General features: G+C 31.3%; 21 protein-coding genes, 4 pseudogenes and 4 riboswitches. Of the genes and pseudogenes, 10 read left to right on the top strand and 15 right to left on the bottom strand.

Annotated features, from left to right (window positions below; genetic code table 11):
• Positions 1-25: 25 nt before the first annotated feature.
• The 5 genes and pseudogenes from NST14_RS28290 to NST14_RS28270 all read right to left on the bottom strand — a co-directional run.
• Complete coding sequence (locus NST14_RS28290) at positions 26-532, bottom strand: hypothetical protein (protein WP_001097209.1); 507 nt, start codon at positions 530-532, stop codon at positions 26-28.
• 350 nt (positions 533-882) lie between these two features.
• On the bottom strand, positions 883-1,239 hold the full coding sequence (locus tag NST14_RS28285; protein ID WP_000163293.1) for a hypothetical protein: 357 nt from the start codon (positions 1,237-1,239) through the stop codon (positions 883-885).
• Between the two features lie 321 nt (positions 1,240-1,560).
• Positions 1,561-1,785: a DUF2187 family protein gene (locus tag NST14_RS28280; RefSeq protein WP_000349979.1), complete on the bottom strand. Its 225-nt coding sequence runs from the start codon at positions 1,783-1,785 to the stop codon at positions 1,561-1,563.
• 551 nt (positions 1,786-2,336) lie between these two features.
• Positions 2,337-2,465: pseudogene (locus NST14_RS28275) on the bottom strand (RNA chaperone Hfq); the annotation flags it as partial.
• A 1,141-nt stretch (positions 2,466-3,606) separates the two neighbouring features.
• Positions 3,607-3,747: pseudogene (locus NST14_RS28270) on the bottom strand (leukocidin family pore-forming toxin); the annotation flags it as partial.
• Positions 3,748-4,277: 530 nt separating this feature from the next.
• On the opposite strand from NST14_RS28270, the gene NST14_RS28265 reads away from it, so the two are divergent.
• The gene (locus tag NST14_RS28265) at positions 4,278-4,574 is read left to right on the top strand and encodes an ArsR/SmtB family transcription factor (RefSeq protein WP_000097540.1); all 297 of its coding nucleotides are present in this window, start codon (positions 4,278-4,280) and stop codon (positions 4,572-4,574) included.
• 214 nt (positions 4,575-4,788) lie between these two features.
• Here the strand turns inward: NST14_RS28265 and NST14_RS28260 are convergent, their stop codons facing one another.
• From NST14_RS28260 to NST14_RS28250, 3 genes are all read right to left on the bottom strand, one after another.
• Positions 4,789-4,977, bottom strand: coding sequence for a hypothetical protein (locus tag NST14_RS28260; protein WP_000626885.1), 189 nt, complete (start codon positions 4,975-4,977; stop codon positions 4,789-4,791).
• 287 nt (positions 4,978-5,264) lie between these two features.
• Positions 5,265-5,678 (bottom strand): hypothetical protein, encoded by a 414-nt coding sequence (locus tag NST14_RS28255; RefSeq protein WP_001206767.1) that lies wholly within the window; start codon positions 5,676-5,678, stop codon positions 5,265-5,267.
• Positions 5,679-6,077: 399 nt separating this feature from the next.
• Complete coding sequence (locus NST14_RS28250) at positions 6,078-6,482, bottom strand: DUF3221 domain-containing protein (protein WP_000494395.1); 405 nt, start codon at positions 6,480-6,482, stop codon at positions 6,078-6,080.
• 327 nt (positions 6,483-6,809) lie between these two features.
• Here NST14_RS28250 and NST14_RS28245 point away from each other — a divergent pair, with 327 nt between their 5' ends.
• Together NST14_RS28245 and NST14_RS28240 are read left to right on the top strand one after the other, a co-directional pair.
• Positions 6,810-7,337, top strand: coding sequence for a hypothetical protein (locus NST14_RS28245; protein WP_001209763.1), 528 nt, complete (start codon positions 6,810-6,812; stop codon positions 7,335-7,337).
• 118 nt (positions 7,338-7,455) lie between these two features.
• Positions 7,456-7,614, top strand: coding sequence for a hypothetical protein (locus NST14_RS28240; protein ID WP_000394434.1), 159 nt, complete (start codon positions 7,456-7,458; stop codon positions 7,612-7,614).
• Between the two features lie 227 nt (positions 7,615-7,841).
• On the opposite strand, the gene NST14_RS28235 is transcribed toward NST14_RS28240, so the two are convergent.
• Both NST14_RS28235 and NST14_RS28230 read right to left on the bottom strand, forming a co-directional pair.
• On the bottom strand, positions 7,842-8,408 hold the full coding sequence (locus tag NST14_RS28235; RefSeq protein WP_161484854.1) for a hypothetical protein: 567 nt from the start codon (positions 8,406-8,408) through the stop codon (positions 7,842-7,844).
• A gap of 643 nt (positions 8,409-9,051) precedes the next feature.
• Positions 9,052-9,183 (bottom strand): annotated as a pseudogene (locus tag NST14_RS28230) (DUF4352 domain-containing protein); the annotation flags it as partial.
• A 646-nt stretch (positions 9,184-9,829) separates the two neighbouring features.
• Here NST14_RS28230 and NST14_RS28225 point away from each other — a divergent pair.
• The gene (locus NST14_RS28225; protein WP_048548621.1) at positions 9,830-10,204 is read left to right on the top strand and encodes a hypothetical protein; all 375 of its coding nucleotides are present in this window, start codon (positions 9,830-9,832) and stop codon (positions 10,202-10,204) included.
• Between the two features lie 413 nt (positions 10,205-10,617).
• On the opposite strand, the gene NST14_RS28220 is transcribed toward NST14_RS28225, so the two are convergent.
• Together NST14_RS28220 and NST14_RS28215 are read right to left on the bottom strand one after the other, a co-directional pair.
• A protein-coding gene (locus NST14_RS28220) for an IS3 family transposase (protein ID WP_088083120.1) occupies positions 10,618-11,972 on the bottom strand; the annotation gives its coding sequence in 2 pieces (ribosomal slippage) (positions 10,618-11,519 and positions 11,519-11,972; 1,356 coding nt in all).
• A 925-nt stretch (positions 11,973-12,897) separates the two neighbouring features.
• Positions 12,898-13,131: a hemolysin XhlA family protein gene (locus NST14_RS28215; protein ID WP_048519243.1), complete on the bottom strand. Its 234-nt coding sequence runs from the start codon at positions 13,129-13,131 to the stop codon at positions 12,898-12,900.
• Positions 13,132-14,122: 991 nt separating this feature from the next.
• On the opposite strand from NST14_RS28215, the gene NST14_RS28210 reads away from it, so the two are divergent.
• On the top strand, positions 14,123-14,509 hold the full coding sequence (locus NST14_RS28210; RefSeq protein WP_073519109.1) for a hypothetical protein: 387 nt from the start codon (positions 14,123-14,125) through the stop codon (positions 14,507-14,509).
• A 1,153-nt stretch (positions 14,510-15,662) separates the two neighbouring features.
• Positions 15,663-16,028 carry a hypothetical protein gene (locus tag NST14_RS28205; protein WP_000505645.1) on the top strand — a complete coding sequence of 122 codons (366 nt, stop codon included), beginning with the start codon at positions 15,663-15,665 and terminating at the stop codon, positions 16,026-16,028.
• Positions 16,029-16,159: 131 nt separating this feature from the next.
• On the opposite strand, the pseudogene NST14_RS28200 reads toward NST14_RS28205, so the two are convergent.
• Positions 16,160-16,300 (bottom strand): annotated as a pseudogene (locus NST14_RS28200) (chitooligosaccharide deacetylase); the annotation flags it as partial.
• Between the two features lie 21 nt (positions 16,301-16,321).
• Here NST14_RS28200 and NST14_RS28195 point away from each other — a divergent pair.
• The 3 genes from NST14_RS28195 to crcB (NST14_RS28185) all read left to right on the top strand — a co-directional run bounded on the left by NST14_RS28195 (position 16,322) and on the right by crcB (NST14_RS28185) (position 17,583).
• Positions 16,322-16,423 carry a gamma-type small acid-soluble spore protein gene (locus tag NST14_RS28195; protein WP_210737662.1) on the top strand — a complete coding sequence of 34 codons (102 nt, stop codon included), beginning with the start codon at positions 16,322-16,324 and terminating at the stop codon, positions 16,421-16,423.
• Positions 16,424-16,664: 241 nt separating this feature from the next.
• Positions 16,665-16,728: riboswitch (Fluoride riboswitch) on the top strand.
• Between the two features lie 67 nt (positions 16,729-16,795).
• Complete coding sequence (crcB, locus tag NST14_RS28190; RefSeq protein ID WP_000323413.1) at positions 16,796-17,224, top strand: fluoride efflux transporter CrcB; 429 nt, start codon at positions 16,796-16,798, stop codon at positions 17,222-17,224.
• Positions 17,221-17,583 (top strand): fluoride efflux transporter CrcB, encoded by a 363-nt coding sequence (crcB, locus tag NST14_RS28185; protein ID WP_000141444.1) that lies wholly within the window; start codon positions 17,221-17,223, stop codon positions 17,581-17,583. Before crcB (NST14_RS28190) ends, crcB (NST14_RS28185) begins: the two co-directional genes overlap by 4 nt.
• Before the next feature lie 48 nt (positions 17,584-17,631).
• On the opposite strand, the gene NST14_RS28180 is transcribed toward crcB (NST14_RS28185), so the two are convergent.
• On the bottom strand, positions 17,632-18,024 hold the full coding sequence (locus tag NST14_RS28180) for a hypothetical protein (protein WP_000592587.1): 393 nt from the start codon (positions 18,022-18,024) through the stop codon (positions 17,632-17,634).
• 55 nt (positions 18,025-18,079) lie between these two features.
• Positions 18,080-19,345: a phosphopyruvate hydratase gene (gene eno / locus NST14_RS28175; protein ID WP_000805121.1), complete on the bottom strand. Its 1,266-nt coding sequence runs from the start codon at positions 19,343-19,345 to the stop codon at positions 18,080-18,082.
• Between the two features lie 94 nt (positions 19,346-19,439).
• A riboswitch (Fluoride riboswitch) is annotated at positions 19,440-19,502 on the bottom strand.
• Positions 19,503-19,771: 269 nt separating this feature from the next.
• Positions 19,772-19,831, top strand: a riboswitch (Fluoride riboswitch).
• 61 nt (positions 19,832-19,892) lie between these two features.
• On the opposite strand from eno, the gene NST14_RS28170 reads away from it, so the two are divergent.
• Entirely contained in the window at positions 19,893-20,045 is a 153-nt protein-coding gene (locus NST14_RS28170; protein ID WP_001068485.1) for a hypothetical protein, read from the top strand.
• A 365-nt stretch (positions 20,046-20,410) separates the two neighbouring features.
• Positions 20,411-20,472, bottom strand: a riboswitch (Fluoride riboswitch).
• Between the last annotated feature and the right edge of the window lie 245 nt (positions 20,473-20,717).

The following is a 20,717-nucleotide window of genomic DNA, read 5'->3' as shown; positions in this document are numbered from 1 at the left end:
TTAGTTGTATCCCTTAACTCACTTTTTAATTTGCTTTTAGATTTGTTCTATATCTTTGTATTTTTATCACTATTCCAAGAGTACGAATAACTACCATAGCAATCGTAAACAATACGAAAGCAGGAGCTATAACATTAAAATCTAAGTGATTTGATACCATGAAATCTATAAATTGTTGTGGATACCAGTCTTCCGCTATATAAGCTAATACGACACGCCATCCAAGTCCAACAACCCACAAGCATAAATAAGGAATTCCCGCAGTTACGTATGCTTTATTGTCAGAACCATATTCTACTTTTACTGTAAAAAGCATTAATCCCCCCATAATCATGCCGACCACTGTCATTATTATAAGTGCAGTTATATTTGAACCAGAAGTAGGTATCTCCTCAACGAATAAATAAACAGTAATACCACAAAGAATAAATGGTAGTGTAGCTCTCCTAATTGTGAATTCCTTCCTTCCGATTTGTGTTAATAATACAATTGCTAAAAATGCACCAATCATCATCCAAGTTTGAGTATTCAATTTAAAAACCTCCATAAATTCATTGTTTATTTACTTACTGGAGGATTGTATCATCTCTATTATTTTAAAACCTCTATCTGAAAGATGATTTTTTTAATGCCCTATATCTGTAGGTAGAGTTATTAATAATTTTTTTAATAAAAAGTATTAACTTTGTTTTTTTTAGAAATACCCATATTCTTGCCCACATAGTGAGACAGAAATGTGGGTACTAAATGAATAGCGACATTAAAATTCACACCATTCGTACAAGAAACTATAAAATAAATCATGAATAGAAAATTTTATCATAATTAAAACAGGTCAAAAAGTTTATATTCCAATGCTCACTTTTTGACCTGTTTTAATTTTTATGCTTCCTGCATTTTATGTTCTATTTTGTATGTTAAGATACCAGAAATAATTTGTAGTGCTATCGGAACTAATAAAATAGATATTAATACAAAACCTGCTGCTACAATAATAAGTGATGTTATTAAAAGCGAAATTGTCCCAAGAAAAACTATAGATGTTCCAAATACCTTATTATTTATTTTAGATTTATTTAATATCAGAGCCATCGTTCCTATTTGAGCTAGAAGTATTATACCTGTAAATAATGCAGGTCCATATCCAGAAAAAAGGCCCATGATAGCAAATATTCCTCCCAAAACCATCCCCATTATTCCACCTGTTAACTCTAGTGCATGTCCAACTTTCTTTGTCATTTCAAAATACCTACTTTCTAAGATTCTTCAAACTAAATAGTTAATCTAGTTCCAATTTAATTAGTGTAACAGAATCCGTAATAAGTAAGTAGGTTTTTATTTATCTGCAGTAGATACTAACAATTTTCCGGTGTGTAGAATCACTTTCTTAAAATGTGAAAAATCAAAATGTTTACGATTATTATATTTATCAATTGTAAAATTTAACCCAAAGAGAGAAGTTGTAGTTTATACTTTCATGTCTTGTTACCGAGACATGAAAGTATAGTGAAAATTAGTTCTATCATAAAAAGTTCTCCTAAATAACTTTAGGAGAACTTTTTATGAAGCATTATTTTTAATCTGCGTAGGAACCACTTTATTATAATAACCATGCTTTACAACTTGCCTAACATCATCTACTTCAATATCCACCATTTCTGTAATATCTACAACAATTGTGTTTTGCAGAATATTGACTACAAATCCTGTTAATTGTAAATTAGAATTTTTACGATATAAGAATTGAACGTAATCTCCAAGTTTTACTTTTGTGTTATGATCCATTTTGTGTCCCCCTAAATTATCGTTTCGTATTCCATAGTGTCCCCCTATTTTAATTCTTCATACTGGTTGGCAAGTATATAAAATAAAGAACACTTAATCTTATTTTTCCTAGCTCCTGTTACAGCATTGGATTTTCAAATAATTTATAACATATTTTATAATTTATTTGTTTCTCAATATAGAAACAGATGGTAAATATGGGTTTTATATAGAAGTTAAGGAAGAAATATAATATTATAAATCTTAAGAAAGTCTTTGACTTTTTCTCCTTATGAAAAAGATAAGAGCCTCTACGGTCTTATCTTTTTTATTTTGGATTTGTTATACAAAAAAGAGCATCCCTATAACAAGGATGCTGCAACAGGAAAGAACAAACATATAATAATAAAAAGAATTACTTATATTATAATTTGGTAATGAGACAATTCATATTGAGAAAATTCAAAACAAATTGAATATCTTTGTATACTTCATTATAATTGATTACGAGCTGAGTAGTATTCTGTCATCTATTCCTTTTTTAAAGAAGATTGATCTCAATCTTCTTTTTTTTATTTTGTCTCTCGTCCTCGAAAAAAGAAAAAGGTTTCCCAACTAATTGTGGGAATCGCTGTTTTGTAAATCCGTTGTTGCTTACCCTGAACCATCATAAGAACCGTAAATTTATCTGTTGTAAGGATTTAAACAGATGGTACAGTCCCCCATTTTTCCTTTCCATTAGCTTGTCACCAAATAGAAGTATAAACATATAATAAGTATGTGAAAGCTTTTCCACTCATATAACCCTCCCTAAAAAGGGCACTTGTGTATGGTGCTCTTTTAGTACTTATATTTTTTTCAACGTCTAACATATAGAACTAATGAATTGCATTTAGTATTATATAAGTAACCTCAACGTAAACTTTACTATTAATTTTTTCCTAAAAGGGCCTACCCTCGCAACAGGCCCTTTTTAAAATGAGTTTTTAGAACATGTTTCGTATCTCAAGTAGCTTACATATAATGTAATGTACTCTTTACCAGCAAGAGTAATCTCGTTTTTCAGGAGTACTTAAAAAGAAGTGCTCCTTTTATTCACTTTATCTGCTAAGATACATACAATAGTTATAGTCACCTCAGTATTAGCCAAAGGGCACCCTTCGGGGGGCTCTTTATTTTTTTACGGGTACTACCCTTTTTCATGAAACTAGCCATTGTATGTAAGTTGTTCCTAATTCGTCATAATTTACATATATTAAAGTGAGTAGTCGTTACTGTAGATTCACCTGTAGAGCGTCTTCCTCTCAAGGCGCTCTACATATTTATCGTTAAATACTATGCACATTTTATAGAAAATAAGCATATATTTACATAGACAAGACATAGCTTTTTATTATGCATGCACAAAAATTGTGTATGCTTTTTTCGCATATATAATAAAAATTCATATTGGAATTGCACACGCACTACAAATATACATACGATATATTGCTACCAGATACTCACTTTTTACTATGCGTTTTGGTCAAAGATCGCTTTCCCAGGCTATCTTTACTATTTGAATACGGATATTATTTTTAAAACATATTTACCCAAAGGTCTAATATACTTTTAAAGGTATTCTTATTAGAGATATGAAGTGCTCTGGTTAAGCACTCCAATTTTTATGCTTACAAAATAACTTCTCTGAAAATGCTTTTGCCCTGCTGTGATGGAAAACGTCAAGAACCTTTTTAATATCGCACTGTTATTGGCGTTCCTTTTGACTCATAGTTTTGCAATGTTTCCTAAATTGTATCGACTCTCTATCATATAGTGCACGGGCATTTTGATTGTAGATACCCATCTTGGATAGATAAAGGATTGGAATCCTACTTTCCAATTTAATTTTTTGTCCGTAAGTATCTCTAAGACGGTATTATACCTTGCTTAATCATAAGACACACTTCCTTTTCAAGCAAAGATACCTGTGATACTTGCATCATTTGATTTAAGGTATTCTCTTTTCCTTATGTTTTTAAGAATTAATTGAGATGGTTCTTTTAAAAATAATAAACGCCCTAGAATAAAAAATATCCCTTTGGAGGAACAAATCTAAAGGGATAAAATCATAACTTTTTTAGAAATATCTCGATTTTATTTTAAACAGCTCATCTTTTTTATATGTATCGTAACTTTATGTCAAATCCACACTAGCAAATATATATTATGAATTATTTCTCTCCATGCTTCTTATATAAAGAAAAGGCACTCTAGGGTGCCTTTCTCCGACTTGAACCACCATACTTTTAATAATATCGCTTTTAAACATCACAAATATATCTTTAATCTTTTATATATCATTTTAACATATTTATACATAAGTGATATTGATAAAAAGTAAATATACATTAAGTTTGTTCTTATATTTTTAATTTATTGTATTTTTGTAGGGATTTTTAGGAATGTACCACTTGTATTTACGTTAAGGTGTTTTAACCCATATTTATAAGAGTCTTAAGAGGTTACGTGTTATGTCTAGTAATTTCAATATGAACTATAATTATTACGAAAGGAGTGTTGAAATCTTAGAATTATTGAGTAGTTCCATTCGTTTATTAATTGTGGGTGAATTGATTATAAGTGGCACTTTGACAATTTCTCATTTAAGTGCTGCAATACATATTTCAGAAAATGAAATTTTACAACACGTGCAAAAACTTACTAAGGGTAAGGTTATCACTAGTGAACGTAAAGGTACACGGATTTATTGTAGAATAGGGGATCAAAAAGTTATTGATATCATCAACTTATTACTAATATCCCGTTAGTTTTTACTAGAGAGCTTTAAAAAAGTTTGCAGTGGAACACTGAGAAGCTCTTTTGGCAAGGGTAATCTTGTACGCAGGGACCGAATGGCTTAGTTTTCACACTCTATTTTCTTACTGCAACCTTCATACGGTTGAGCAAGAAGAATTATTTCGGTAAATCCGTTCTATTCATATTATTGATTAGATATTATGAATTATTTTCTTATTTATTAGTTTAAATACTTATTCCAATTAATTTACCGTGTACATCTAAACGAACATATACTTCCATTTTTAAAAGATGAACATTGTATAAACGTTCTTTATATGTCGATATGTCAAAGTGTTCCCCATTTAATTCACACTCTAGAATGATCATATCTCTATGTTCTCTCCAATTTACTAATTTAGCAGCTGTAATCATGTATAATCCTCCTCTAAATTATCCTATGAAAAACAATAGAGACAAGTGTGAGAAATGAGTTTATAAAAAGAAAAGACAGTCTTGCTTCAACCTGAACAATCTTAATTAAAACACTGTGTATCATATGGCTAATCCAACATTAAACCGTTAAAATATGTTCAGGAAGTGTTTTATATATGTTCCAAAAATCCTCATCTTCTATAACAAAAAAGCTTTCATTGTTCCCTTTATAATCTGACCTTGTTAATACTAAAAAATCAGATATAGAATTCTAGCTATGGATTCTCCTATTTGTACATATAAAATTCTTTATATCGTTCGAAATTCGATTTTTTGGTTTGTGTTGATATTGCGGATGATTTTAATGATTTAGATGCTGCTACTTGCTTTGGCATTTGCAATACGTCACGTTTCTTGAGCTCTCTATACAAACTACTCACATTGCACCTCAGTTTTTTTGCAATAGTTGGATATTCTTCTCCTTGATTAAATAATTGCACTGCCTTTTTACATTTTATATCCCATGTTGTTTCTGTCGTTTGAAACTGTTGAGTTTGTTTTTTAGCTATATTTTTTTCTGATTTGATATACTGTCTTTCTATTTTACACCGTTCGGCACTATACTGTTCTACTTCTACTTGAAGCTCACAACGCTCCTCCTGTAAACGTACCATTTGTACTTTTTTCGCAATTTCTCTCATGCTGATCTCACCTCATTTCGTTTAATGAATTCTACCAGTATTTGAATTCCTCTGTGTTATTTGTACAGAATTTTCTGTTTTCAATTCTGTACAAATGTTAATGATATGATAAAATAATAAATGAAAAAGAGTATAGATTTAAAAGAAGCCAATTAGATTAAATATTGGCTTTCTTCTTGTTAACAGCTACAACAAAACGCTCTTTAAATTTTTATTAGCTGTGAGTTTTAAAGAAAAACTAAATCGGTTCTTTCTTCACATAATTGTAAACTATAGTAAATTTCTGGTTTAAACACAGAATATTCCGCACTCAATATACATCGACCAACTTTCAATGTAATACAAACCTTGGATCAATAAAAGATTCAAGGTAAATACGCCTTTGTTTTCTATAATTATCTAATCAGCTAATTTTTCAATTGTAGGCATAACAGCAATTGGTGGTAATGATGCAGTCCAACCAACTGCATATACATTTAATTTTTCACCTAATTTGTATTGTTCGGCATTGGAAATAGGAACTCTTAAGATCTTATTGTGAGAAACTAACTCCCACCAATCATTTTGGTAAGCGAGTGCTTCATCTTTTGTAGAAGTGGCAGCAACTACCAAATAATTGTTGTCTAGCGAGATAACATATCCAGTAAAAAGCTCTTGTTCTTGTTTTTGAATAGAATGAACAGGTTTGCTACTTACATAATTCTGATTAGAATCTGCAAAAACTGGTGATAATCCGAAAGTAAATCCACATCCTAAAGTTAAAGCTGTTACACTCGTTACTAATCTTTGTTTTTTGGTAAACATAATATAAATCCCCCTTTTATTTTATCCCTACACTCCCCACATTCTATTTACATATAAATAAAGTCTTTTAATATTGAGATATTTAACAAAGTTGTAACAATATTGCTATTAATGGTAATATTACCTATTAACAGAAGTTATTTTATGCTATAATTCACTAGGTGAACTATTATTGTTCCATTCATCACTTGATGAATGTATGCCCTTCCTTAATTGTAAATATGTTTGATTTTATTGGTAAAGAGGGAAGATATCCCTCTTCTTTTTTTGATATGGTGACCCCAATTAGGCTATTTTTACTTTACACATAAATCTAAAGATATTGTTATGAGATTTGCTAGTTTCTTTGGTGTGCAAACGAGATCAAGATATCGTAAGGAAAAAGGGTATACAGAATGGTACTGTATTTTTAGAAGTGATCATGATTTTGTATTGAAAATTAAGGAACTTGGTTGGAATCCGATTAAAGAAAAATCCAGACCTTTCCCTAACGGCGAATTTAATAAAGAAATATTTGTGAAGACTTATATTTTAATGAGGCATGATCTTGGAACAATGAAAGAGAAACGAAAAAACAACAAGATTTATGTTAGACCTCGTTTACGTATTCATGGATCTACAGATATCTTGGAACATTTAAATGAGTTTTTGTTTGAGGAACTAGGGATAAAAAAGAAGAAGTTACAGACTGACAAGAAAATATCAAAAGCGAAAACATTATATTTTCAATCATACAAAGATATTGAGAGTATTTTGAAATATATAGGAGCTCCAGAAACATTAGAAATGTTGTATTCGTTTGATTTAGGTTTTCATGATGTTGAAGAATTTGAGAAGATTCATCTAAGGAAATAAGCATCTTAATTTATATTGGTGAGTTTGTACTAGTATGGTAGAATATAGTTAACTGTATATTGTGAGGGTGGTTGGTTATTAGCTTCTTTCCATTTTTGAATGGGAGGAGGTGATAGCCATGGAATTCATTGTAGAACTTTTGAAGGAAATTGCAAAAGCAATTGTGCGTGAAATATCGGCACATTTGTTTAAGAAACAATTTTTGAATGAAGACAATGAAAAATCCACCCTCGACCGTGGGAAGTTGATTGGGTGGATTTTTAAAAAGAAAAATTAATCTAACTAACTAACCATCTTCGCGGTAGCAGTTACTTGAAGAGATGTTAGCGCATCTCTTCTTTTATTATATACATACTGTATTACTTTAATACTAATACAGTAATTATATCAAATGCACATAAAAAATCAATGCGTACGTAATGGATATAATGGACAAAAGAAAAGACATCTAAAGTAATTTGGCCCCGACTTAAATTATTTGTTTTAAATCTATTTTTTAGTTGGTTAATTTGAGTTTGGTGGACAATTTTTTTTAGAAAATTCATTTTTAATTTGTAGAGTCCCTATAATTGTATAAATATCACAATCTCTTTGAGGTTCACATGTTTTTCCGTTGTTTATATTGTTTGCCATAACAGTTTTTTTAGTAGCTCCCATGCTACTTAATGTAATGATACCGCATTTTTTAAGATTAGGGATGTCTTTGGATTCAAAAGGTTGTGTGCTGCATCCTATTGTATGATCTACACAAAGATTCCCTTGGCAGCATACCGCTACTATTTTATCTTCAATTTCTATGCATGCATCACATGTATTATCTTTTAAGTCTACTTTACCACCACATAAAGAATTGTCTTTATGTGGTGTGATTTCTGCTGATAGGTAATAGGGAATACACCCAACAATTTTTATTGAGTTTAATGTTATATCAACCGGTCCGCAGTCAGAGTTACAACAGATAGTTTGTGTACTAGCGACAACATGTAGGCAAGAAGTGTCATATACGAACTTTAAAGTAGATGGGTTAATTGTTGAATTTTTAGGTAGTTTCAAATCGCAGCAAAACTGTATAGGGTCATTTGTAGTTTGTGTAGATAGGTTTTTGGGAAGGGTTATTTGGCATCCATTAAGGTTGCTTACTGGAGCATTATTCTCTTTATATGGTGAATTTGCATTATTTCCATACTGAGGATAAAATGTGGGATTTATATTACAGCACCCTCTAGCATCATTAGTTGAAATTACATCATTTTCTTGACTGTATTGTTCTTGAATATTTTATATTTCTAAATTATTAGACATGTAAACACTCCCTTTTTTTACTATACGTCAAGAGCATATTAATCAAAAAATATCGAAATGTAGTTTTGTACTACTGATTTTAGGCTAATTTAATATAAAAATAGGCAAATAAAACACAAAAAGCCCACTATTTAAGTGTGGGCAAAATAACGTATAGATAGCGAGCGTTTTTTTATATAAGGCTCTAAAAACAGCCATTTATAACATTATGTGAATAAATTGGATAGTGAGCCTGGTTAACAAAAAAATAAAGAAAAGACACCCTAAGGTGCCTTCCTTCGACTTGAACCACTTTAATTTTAATAACATCACTTTTAAAACCACAAATATATCTTTAATCTTTCATATGTAATTTTATCATATTTTTCAGTAAATTCAACAAAATAAAAGCACTCTTTCGAGTGCTCAATTACTATTCCAGCTTCAAAGTGATTTCTTTCCCTGTCATGCCACCACGAGCTTTTAACACTAATCCTTGAACGTCTTTTGGTACATCGAATATTATTTTACCAGTTTGAGATAAACCAGGATTTAATTTTTCTAATAGGGGTCACCATATCATTTTAAGAAAATTGTACGCTAAGAGATTTATAAAGGTCGTTGATACTTTATAAACGTTTATAAATATTTCGTTACATGTTTATAAACATGACAAGCCTTGATTTCATAAGGATTAAAGTTTCGTCCTTAAAGGTATACCTTTACAAACTACGAGAACTTTTCCCATTAGTGAAAGTAATATTCCAGTTGACATTTTAGAAAACATCGAATTTCCAGTGCCAAATAGTCCTTATTTAACTGAAAAATAGTCTTAGCGTACAGAAAACGCCTTAAATGTGTCTAAATTGTGACATAACGTACAATTTTCTTTTTTTGATATGGTGACCTCTTATAAATAAACCCTTATGTTATATAAAAATTAATGATATCAAATAACCCTAGAAATAGATTCTTTTATTATTAGAGATAGAACCTCAGAATAAAAAAGACACCCTAAGGTGCCTTCCTCTAATTTAAAACCTTTATTAAGTATAAGTGGTATAGAGCGTAAAATTCGTCTTATTATCAAAAATAATACCATTTCCGGTGAATTTTAATAAAAAAATCCACGCTAAACTAGACTCATATACTCACACCATCCTTTCTAGACGAGCATAAGATGTACTAACGAACGAAAGGGGGTCCATATTATGGGGTTTGGTTTTGGTGGAGGCTGCGACTTTAACAGATGTAATAGTCATAGAGAACAGCCTAGAAGAGAAGAAAATCGAAATAACAACAATAACGGTAGCCCAGAATTATTACAATTTTTAAGAACATTAACTCCTGGAACTTGTCTTGTTATTCAGTACGATTGTCAGCCGCCTACAAGTGCAACATTCCAAGGGTTCCAAGGTAACAATGTAATAATCCTTTCAGATTTTGATTGTTTCCCTGGATTAGCACGTATTGCCATCAATAAAATTAACGTAGTTTCTGTAAATTCTCCTGATTGCAGCCGTTTCTGCTGTAAACGTAAAAAATGCGATCATCATCACAGTTCTTGTGATGAATATGAAATCTAAAAGTTAATAAATCAGAAAACAAATTCTTTTAATTTATAAGCTTACTTTTGCAAGAAAAACACCTATTAATAAAAATAGGTGTTTTTCATTTGTATTTTTTATTAAAATAAACAATAATAACAAACCAATTATTAATTAAAACATACAATAATGTAAGGGACAGCATCCAAGCGTTCCAAACACCCATGCCAAGAAATAAAACTACAAACTATTTCTTGGCCCCTTTTACATAAAAATAAAATGAATTTTTTCCAAAATGTACAAGCTTATTTACGCACTATTCATAAGATAATATTAAGGATTTATTAATCCTTAAACTCCACCAATAGCTACACCTATAATTTACCCGCGGCATGAAAGTAAAACAGAGTGATATATGAAGTGACCCCTAAAAGTTAGACACGGTTATTTCATTAGGCAGCTTGATAAAAGTGAGTCCGGTATTGTACCGGGCTCATTTTTAATTTTGCCTTAATCCGTTTCGTATTATAATAATCTATATATTTTTCTAATTCTATTTTAAAGTGCTCTACATTTTCAAATTCTTTTATGTAGAGGAACTCCGACTTCATAATCCCAAAGAAATTTTCTATTACTGCGTTGTCGTAACAGTTGCCTTTTCGAGACATACTCTGGACGATAGCTCTTGATTCAAGTGTCCGGACGTACTGTCTCATTTGATAATGCCATCCTTGATCCGAATACATCAGTAGCTGGTGGGTTTCAGGTAAACGTTCCAATGCTTTCTCTAACATGTCTGAAACAAGCGAATACGTCGGTCTAGAACCAATTGTATAGGTAATAATTTCACCATTATACAAATCTAATACAGGTGATACATACAGTTTTTCTCCAAATAATTTAAACTCTGTGATGTCTGTTACCCACTTTTGATTCGGTGCATCTGTATGAAAATTACGCTCTAAAATATTAGGTGCAATTTTGCCGACTTTTCCTTTATAGGATTTATATTTCTTCATACGCACAACACACTTTAACCCAAGCACTTTCATAATGCGCTGTACCTTCTTGTGGTTCACTTTCTGGCCACGATTCGTTAATTCATCACGAATGCGACGGTAACCATAACGACCTTCATTTTCCTCATAAATCGCTTTAATCTCAGCTTTTAAATCGGCATCTACATCTGGACGATTCATTTTCTTTACTAAATCATAATACGTGCTTCGAGGAATAGTAGCTAGCTCCACGAGTGCCTTCACCGAATATTTATGCCTTAATTCATAGACTACTTGCGCTTTGTCTTGTTTTGTGATTTTTCCTTGTTTTGAACTAAGGCATTTAACTTTTTTAAGTACTCATTTTCCATCTCAAGCTGTTTAATGCGTGCTTCAAGTGCTTCGACAGATCCTTCAGCTAAAGGTTGTTTTACTTGTTTATTTGAATCTTTTTTCATGGATGGACGCCCCTTTTTCTTAGATTGAAGGGCATCAATTCCTTGTGTTTCGAGCTGTTTTTTCCAAACAGAAATCGTTGAAGGGGCAGGAATATTAAAGATAGCTGCCGTCTCAAATAAGGACATACCGTTTTCAATCATAAAGTTTAGTACGTCTAGTTTAAATTGTTGTGTGTAATTTGTACATCGTTTTAGAAAAGCTTCCAGACCATTCTGTTTATATTGGTTTACCCAATTCAAAATGATTGTGTCACTTATACCGAGCGATCTACCCACTTCTCGATAACTTTCATTTCCGTTCAAATAACGTAGAACGATTTGTATTTTTTCATCAGCTGTAAATTTAGCCATAGAAAAACTGCACCTCCAATTGTTAGATTGTGTCTAACAATTGGGGTGCAGTTCAATATATCACTCTGTTTTACTTTCATATTATAATTTTCTAAATTTAAAATTTCTATAATTCTTCCTCTCAATATTAAGAGCAAAATAAATCTAGCTACATATATTTCTTACTTCTCCTTTAGATCCATTTTTTATATAATCTCGATATTTATATACAATGAATAGAATATTTATCCAATCGCTTGTTCTAAACTTGCATATATTATTGGTAAAATCATTTAATGTTACAAAGGAGTTATGCTAATGGAAACTACCAATGGTAAATCTTATGTAAATACTAACGAAGGAGTATTTAATTCTATATAATTACAAGAAGCTATTGATCAGACTTTTTGAATACCTGTATTTTTAAGCACAGTAAATACTTTAAATCAATTACAACAACAATTTTTGGATCGGATCATCTTAGAAATTGAACAAGCTCTTTTATTCCCTCGTACTATACCACGAAGTGATCAATACCCGGAATCCCCATTGATAAGTATACGACAAATGATATTATCCAGCTATGGTTTAATAGCAATAAACTTCCAAAGATTTTTCGTCCAAGGAGTTAAAACAAACGTAGGAGCATTTCAACCTGTAGAACTATTTTGGGAAGGAACTACTTTTTCACAAATCGAACCTTCCAGGGGTTATCAATATGGACTTCCCTTATTATTGATACGAGAGATAGGAACTGATAATAACAGAGGTATTTGGCAATTAGGAAATGCTCCATTCTTAATTTTAAATTGGAATTCTGAAACTCAATCCATAGATTCAATTTTTAACAGTGTCTCATGGAAACAATTCTTTAATAATTGGACAGATCATGTAAGAAACGGTTATTACCTTCAGACAGAACCAAAATTTAAATACTAATCTAATTTTATAAAAAGCTTTTCATTAATATACTAAGTAATACAGTTAACAATCCACCTATGATTAAACGCAACACCCACGTAGTATTAGCACTTATTTTTTCTAGTTGTTTATTGATAGTTAAAATCTCCTTTTCATTTACCAATACCCTTGATTCTAAAACTCTTATATCATGTTGTATCTCTTTTTGATCTAATTTTAATTGTTGTATCTTATCATTTAATTCACGAAGTTCTTCTATACATAGTCCCCCTTCTCTAAGCTTGTCTTATATCACTGTAAATAAAAAGTTACTTAATATTTATATGCTGCTTAAATTATTGAGTATAGATTTTCTTCTTACTTTCCACTTTTAATCAAAACTATATTTTTAATGCTCATAGGCATTGGATATTTGATTTACAGATTTTCCGAATGGGAAAGCCCACTCACTCCCTTTAAGGCGGGAGTGAGGTCAAATGCGATATACAACTAAAACACAGAAGGTATGTTCTGTATGTCGAACATTTGAAATGATTTAATTTTCATAATAGACAAGTAAACTTCCTAAAACAACCTTTTTCTCTGAAAACAGAATATAAGGTTGGTGTAACAAATTCTTCTACTTCGTAAAATGTATTGAGCCGTCAAGCACAAGATGCTAAAACACATTTGAGAACTCATAATCTGACTTGTTTGGTAATAGAACATGTGCCATATCTGCTATATGCACTGGATACAGAGTGATGATGGTACACCGCATTTTTACACATCAATGATACTAGAAATAGACTTTGCCTTTATTAGTAAGAATCCCACTGATGTTAGTCAGTTTGTAGTTTTAGCCGAAGGGGGCAAATTATAACTTATACAGTAAATTTTTGTATAGGAGATTATTTTTAGTTTGCCCCCCTTTATATCCTCATTTTATATAATAAAATATACATTCCAAGTTATGTACATAAAGGTTTTGGATGTAAATAAAAAATAAGGAGTCCTCATAGGCTCCTTATTTTTTACAAACAACATTGTTTCATTAAATATACATTTTAATACCTAAAAACAAAAATAATTATTTATCAACATTTTCAAAATCTTATTAATTTTAATAAGGGAGTTTTCACATTCGTCAGAACCTATATTTTATATTATTTAATTTGAATAAAAAATCCACGCTAAACTAGACTCATATACTCACACCATCCTTTCTAGACGAGCATAAGATGTACTAACGAACGAAAGGGGGTCATATTATGGGGTTTGGTTTTGGTGGAGGCTGCGACTTTAACAGATGTAATAGTCATAGAGATCAGCCTAGAAGAGAAGAAAATCGAAATAACAACAATAACGGTAGCCCAGAATTATTACAATTTTTAAGAACATTAACTCCTGGAACTTGTCTTGTTATTCAGTACGATTGTCAGCCGCCTACAAGTGCAACATTCCAAGGGTTCCAAGGTAACAATGTAATAATCCTTTCAGATTTTGATTGTTTCCCTGGATTAGCACGTATTGCCATCAATAAAATTAACGTAGTTTCTGTAAATTCTCCTGATTGCAGCCGTTTCTGCTGTAAACGCAAAAAATGTAGAGATTGCGATCATCACCACAGTCTTTGTGATGATGAATATGAATTCTAAAAATTAAAAAATCAGAAAACAAATTCTTTTAATTTATAAGCTTACTTTTGCAAGAAAAACACCTATTAATAAAAATAGGTGTTTTTCATTTGTATTTTTTATTAAAATAAACAATAATAACAAACCAATTATTAATTAAAACATACAATAATGTAAGGGACAGCATCCAAGCGTTCCAAACACCCGTGCCAAGAGATAAAACTACGAACTATCTCTTGGCACTTTTTATATAAAATTAAAATAATTTTTTCAAATTGTACAAGCTTATTTACAAACTATTCATAAGATAATAGCTACACCTATAATTTACTTTCATGTAACCTCTAAATATATTTTTTGATATGTTATCAATCCTTCTTTATAAATATTGTTTCAAATTGTATTTTAGCAGTCTGTTTCTTTTTTATTTCTTCATACATTTGACTGACAGAGAAATCTTGAATTACATACAACATACCTTAATTAATATTCATTTATTTTTTTAACTTCAAAAAATTCACCTTTAAATTATACAAGCATATAGTATTGTATGGAGATTCCCCGCTCATAGGAATCTACCTTTCTATTTAAAAGCACACTAATAAGTGTGCTCTTTTTTATTTACCATAAAAAGAGAAATTTGATCACATTCCCATAAACATAAAAAATAGAAAATACAAATTTATAAATTTATTTATTGATTAAAAATAGGTGTTTTTCTTTATTAAAATAAACAATAATAACAAACCTTTTCTTCGTACAAACATATAATACTGTAAGGAACAGCATCCAAATGTTCCAAACACCCATGCCAAGAAATAAAACTACAAGCTATTTCTTGGCCCCTTTTACATAAAAAAACAGAACTAATGTTTAAAATATACAAGCTGTTTCATACATTACAAAAATTAATTAATAGAGAACCTAAAAAACATCCCTCTCTTTCTTAATACTATTTATGCTGTATTTTTCATTCTACGATTCATTCATCTATTCCCTTCCCTGGTCAAAAGTTATGAGACAAGGAGGAATCACATTAGAATTAATAAAAATATAATATATTAGACCAATTTTTGATCTACATAAAAAATTCATATAAAACTAGACTTATATCCCCTCACAATCCCTTTCAGACGAGCATAGGATATATTAACGAACGAAAGGGGGTCATATTATGGGGTTTGGTTTTGGTGGAGGTTGTGACTTTAACAGATGTAATAGTCATAGAGATCAGCCTAGAAGAGAAGAAAATCAAAATAATAACAACAACGGTAACCCAGAATTGTTACAATTTTTAAGAGCATTAACTCCTGGAACTTGTCTTGTTATTCAGTACGATTGTCAGCCGCCTACAAGTGCAACATTCCAAGGGTTCCAAGGTAACAATGTAATAATCCTTTCAGATTTTGATTGTTTCCCTGGATTAGCACGTATTGCCATCAATAAAATTAACGTAGTCTCTGTAAATTCTCCTGATTGTAATAATTTCTGTTGCAAACGTAAACACTGTAGAGACTGTGATCATGATTATGAAGTTTAGAAGAATAAAATTAAAATAATGAAATACCTTTCTTTTAATTTATAAGATACTTTTGTAAGAAAACACCTATTAATGAAAATAGGTGTTTTTCTTTTCCATTCCATTTAAATTGGTACTAACGTTGCTAATTTAACAATTACATGTGTTCCAGGACTAGACCAATCACGTGGATCTTGTGTCAAAGACCAAAGTACAATTTAATACTTACTTTTCTTGGCCAGAGTTAATACAGTTTCATTTACATAACCACCAGGTGGTCTAAAAAGAACAGCCCCTTTCATGTATTTACTGATTTGGGTACAGAATTCGCATCAGAAACAGATGTTAACGCGGTGAAAAAAGCAAATGCTCAATCTACAGCTCATAAATTAAACCGATCTAATAATCAACATTAATTTAAAAACACTTCTTTATGATTAGAGAAGTGTTTTTAGATGCAAATCAATACAGTTTGAATATTTCGAGTTTTTATTCTTTGTGGGTTAACATTATATGTAAAGAGACACAACTCCTTGCAAAAGTTAATATGCAATTATTACACACGAAAACGATTCCTTTATAGAGGAATTGTTTTTTGTGTGTAATACTAAATAATTATATTGGCGATGTGAAAAATATTTAGTATAATTACGATTGTATGACTAAGGCGATGGAGTTCGCCATAACCGCTATTTAATTAGCTAATGACTCCTACCAATGAACAAGATCACTCTTGTCTATTGGTAGGAGTCTATTTTTTTGGACAAAATATAAAAAGAGGTGAAAAAATGGCATATATTATCGTTGGGATTTTTGGAATATTAGGTGCGCTCTCTCGCTATCAATTTGGTTTAATAATTGATAGGTATTGGCATCAATCATTCCCTTTAGCCACATTATTAATTAACTTGATTGGATGTTGTTTATTGGGATGGCTTACAACCTATATTTCCCGTTTGAAAATTCTAAGAAAAGAGATTGTTACTGGCATTGGAACAGGATTTTTAGGGGCATTCACAACTTTTTCTACATTTAGCGTAGAAACGATAAAGTTAGTCAATCATTCGGAGTGGATTCAAGCGCTGCTGTATGTATGCATCAGTATGTTAGGTGGTTTACTTATGTCTGGAATGGGCTATAAACTAGGAGAAATTCAATTTATGAGGTATGAGATGAAACAAAACGTTTTACAAGCCAAAGGAGGAACAGAGTCATGACAGAGTATCATGCTTTATTGGTTGCCATTGGTGGGTTTTGTGGAGCAATTACTCGTTTTGGTATCAGCAATTGGTTTAAGAAAAGAAATAAAACCTCCTTTCCAATGGCTACATTTATCATTAATATAACAGGGGCTTTTTTATTAGGATATATAGTAGGAACAGGTTTGGATAAAAGTTGGCAACTGTTGGTGGGGACAGGATTTATGGGGGCCTATACAACTTTTTCTACATTCAAGCTGGAAGCTATTCAGCTTGGTACAAATAAAAAGTGGTTTCATTTCGTTCTCTATTTGGGAGCCACTTATACTATAGGTCTATTTTTTGCTTTTGTAGGAATGTATGTAGGAAAATTATAAACCTATAAATAAAACCAGCTGATAAAATCAGCTGGTTTTATTTATAATTCAGTTTTTGACTTCATAAGGTATGATACCAATATTTCCATGTCCAGAACCTGATATTCGTATGTGATAGCCCTCTCCTTTAGGTGCTCGTAATTTTATAAAAAAGCTTTCATTCGGATTATGGCTCCCCTTTACTTCAACTGAATCAAATACTTCATCGGATAAAAACTTCTTTTTTACTAGTTCATACTTAATTGTATGTTTTTCAGAATAAAGCGATTGAGAACCTTTGATACCAATTCCTTGATTTTCTACTGAAATATTAGGAATGTATGTAAATGGGATGTCTACACCTGTATGCCAATCATAGGAACTCTTTGCAATACTTACTGTGCATGCTATAAAGATACTCAATATCGCCAGAGCGAAAATACACACTTGTTTTTTTATCATGCTTCATCTTCTCCTTCAATCAAAGTACATGGCTTTCATTGAAAGAAATTTCTCTTTATTTATTTTGAAAAGGGTGTTGAAAATGGTTTAATCCCAATTCTTCCTCAATACGTAAAAATTGATTATATTTAGAAACACGTTCTGTACGTGCAACAGCTCCTGTTTTAATTTGACCTACCATCATCCCCACTGCGAAATCTGAAATAAATGTATCTTCTGTTTCGCCTGATCGATGTGAAATCATAGTTTGATACCCAGCTTTTCTCGCTATTTGAATGGTTTGTATCGTTTCCGTAACAGTACCAATTTGATTCAATTTAATGAGAATAGCATTACCAATATTCTTTTCAATTCCTTGTTTGAATATTGATGAATTTGTTACAAAAATATCGTCCCCCACGATTTGAATTGTATATCCTAATTTTGTTGTGAGTTCATTCCAGGAGTCCCAATCGTTTTCTGACAGGCCATCTTCAATTGAAATGATAGGATATTTTTGTACGAGCTGTTCATAATAAGAAACCATCTCAACACTAGATAAAGTCTTACCCTCAAAGTGATATTTCCCTTCTCTATAAAATTCACTAGCGGCCGGATCTAAAGCAATTGCAATATCTTTTCCAGATTGATACCCCGCGTCGTTCATAGCCCGTATTAAAAATTCAATTGCTTCTTCACTAGAAGATAGTCTTGGAGCAAATCCACCTTCATCTCCTACAGAGGTTACATAGCCCTCTTTAGATAAAAGCTCTTTTAGTTTATGATAAACGTTTACAATAGATTCCATTCCTAATCTAAATGTCGGCGCTCCTATGGGCGTAATCATAAACTCCTGAATATCAATACCAGAATCCGCATGCCTTCCGCCATTAATCACATTAAAGAATGGTAATGGTACACCAATATCCATCCCTCCAATATAACGGTATAGCGGAACTTGTTCAGAAGCAGCAGCGGCACGAGAAACCGCCATAGAAACTCCTAACATCGCATTAGCACCTAACTTACTTTTATTTGTTGTACCATCTAATTCAATCATCAATTCGTCAATTTCTCTTTGACGAGTAGGAGTCATTCCCCGGAGTTTAGGGGCTATGACATGTTGAACATTTTTTAACGCATTTAACACCCCATTTCCATTTAGCCGTTTTATGTCTCGATCTCTTAGTTCAACTGCTTCTTTTTCTCCAGTAGAAGCTCCTGAAGGTACAGTTGCCCTGCCGATTACTCCATTCGATAAGATACAATCGACTTCTACAGTGGGGTTGCCTCTGGAATCAAATATTTCACGAGCTATAAATGTTTCAATCGTTGGTTTCATAGAAATTCCTCCTACATATAAAGTGAAGTCCAATTTTGTATATGTTTTTATGTACAAAAAAATGACTCCTACCCATAGACAGAAATATTCCTGTCTATGGGTAGGAGTCATTAGCTATATAATAGCGATTATGGCGAACTCCATCGCCTATTATAAAAATATGGATTGTCTTACATGGATAGAGTATAACAAAAGATAAAGGCTTATACAAATTTTTTATCCACCTAATATGTTAAGGATTGTATTTTACAAGTCTAATTTGACATATTAAAGTGTTTAATAATTATCAAAATGAAAAAATGGGCACATGGGACTTACATACAGAATATGTATATACCAGGGGAGAATGCTGCTGTAAGGTTTCAAAATATATGATAGGGTGCAAATTAGCACATAGTAAGTTAGCTATATGTATGAAGAATCCCTAATTGAATAGGCGATGGAGTTCGCCATAACCGCTACTTAGCTAATGACTCCTACCAGTAAAAATTTACTGGTAGGAGTCTGTTTTTTTGTCAAGAAAAATGGAGAAAGGAGTAGATTTCTGGTGAATCCTAAAGTAAAAGAAGCTCACGAGAATTATATAGGTAATTTGTTTACACTAGGAGGTTCAACATTTTTTGTGATTGGTTTTTTCATAGCTGCGGGAGCGGCATATAAAACTTATAAACGATTAAGTAACAAGGAGTTGCAGGAATAAGCTTTAGCAAGCATAAGCTTATTTAGAATAAATAAAGTACATTCCGATATAGTTTCCCTTTTTATCAATTCCAAAAATCATTAAATTTAATTAGAGGATTGAATTTATGTAACACCTTTAAGATCTTGCGTTTATTATTTCTTGAGGGACATTTGTGCGGGTTACTTATTAAATCGTCCAGTATCTTCTTGCCGATTCCTGTTTTTTTTATAAGCCATTCTTCCTCTATCTTATGTTTATATAAAAATCTACCGAACGTTGTTTTTTTCTTTTTAAATTCCATTAAAATATTCACTCCTTATTTATGTAATTATGTGTGATATACAAAAAAATGACTCCTACTGATAAACATGAAAAAGCCTCGTTTATCAGTAGGAGTCATTAGCTATATATAGCGATTACGGCGAACTCCATCGCCTATTATGAAAAAAGTACATTTACTATATGTATTCCTATTCAAATGTTATTCTACATATAATTAATTTTCGTAAAATATGGTTATTTCTGTTAGAATGAATAGATTTTAAATACACTTTACAGAATATCGATAAATATGTAAATAAAAAATTGTTTTTTATTTATCAACCCCCATTTATGGAATTCTAACCCTAATTATGGTAATATACATGTAAATTTATAACTAACATTGTTGATCAACTATATAACATTCCC

Origin of the sequence: Bacillus sp. FSL W8-0519, from assembly GCF_038005585.1 — a bacterium.
Classification (GTDB): domain Bacteria; phylum Bacillota; class Bacilli; order Bacillales; family Bacillaceae_G; genus Bacillus_A; species Bacillus_A paranthracis.
This window is presented reverse-complemented; position numbering and strand designations above follow the sequence as displayed.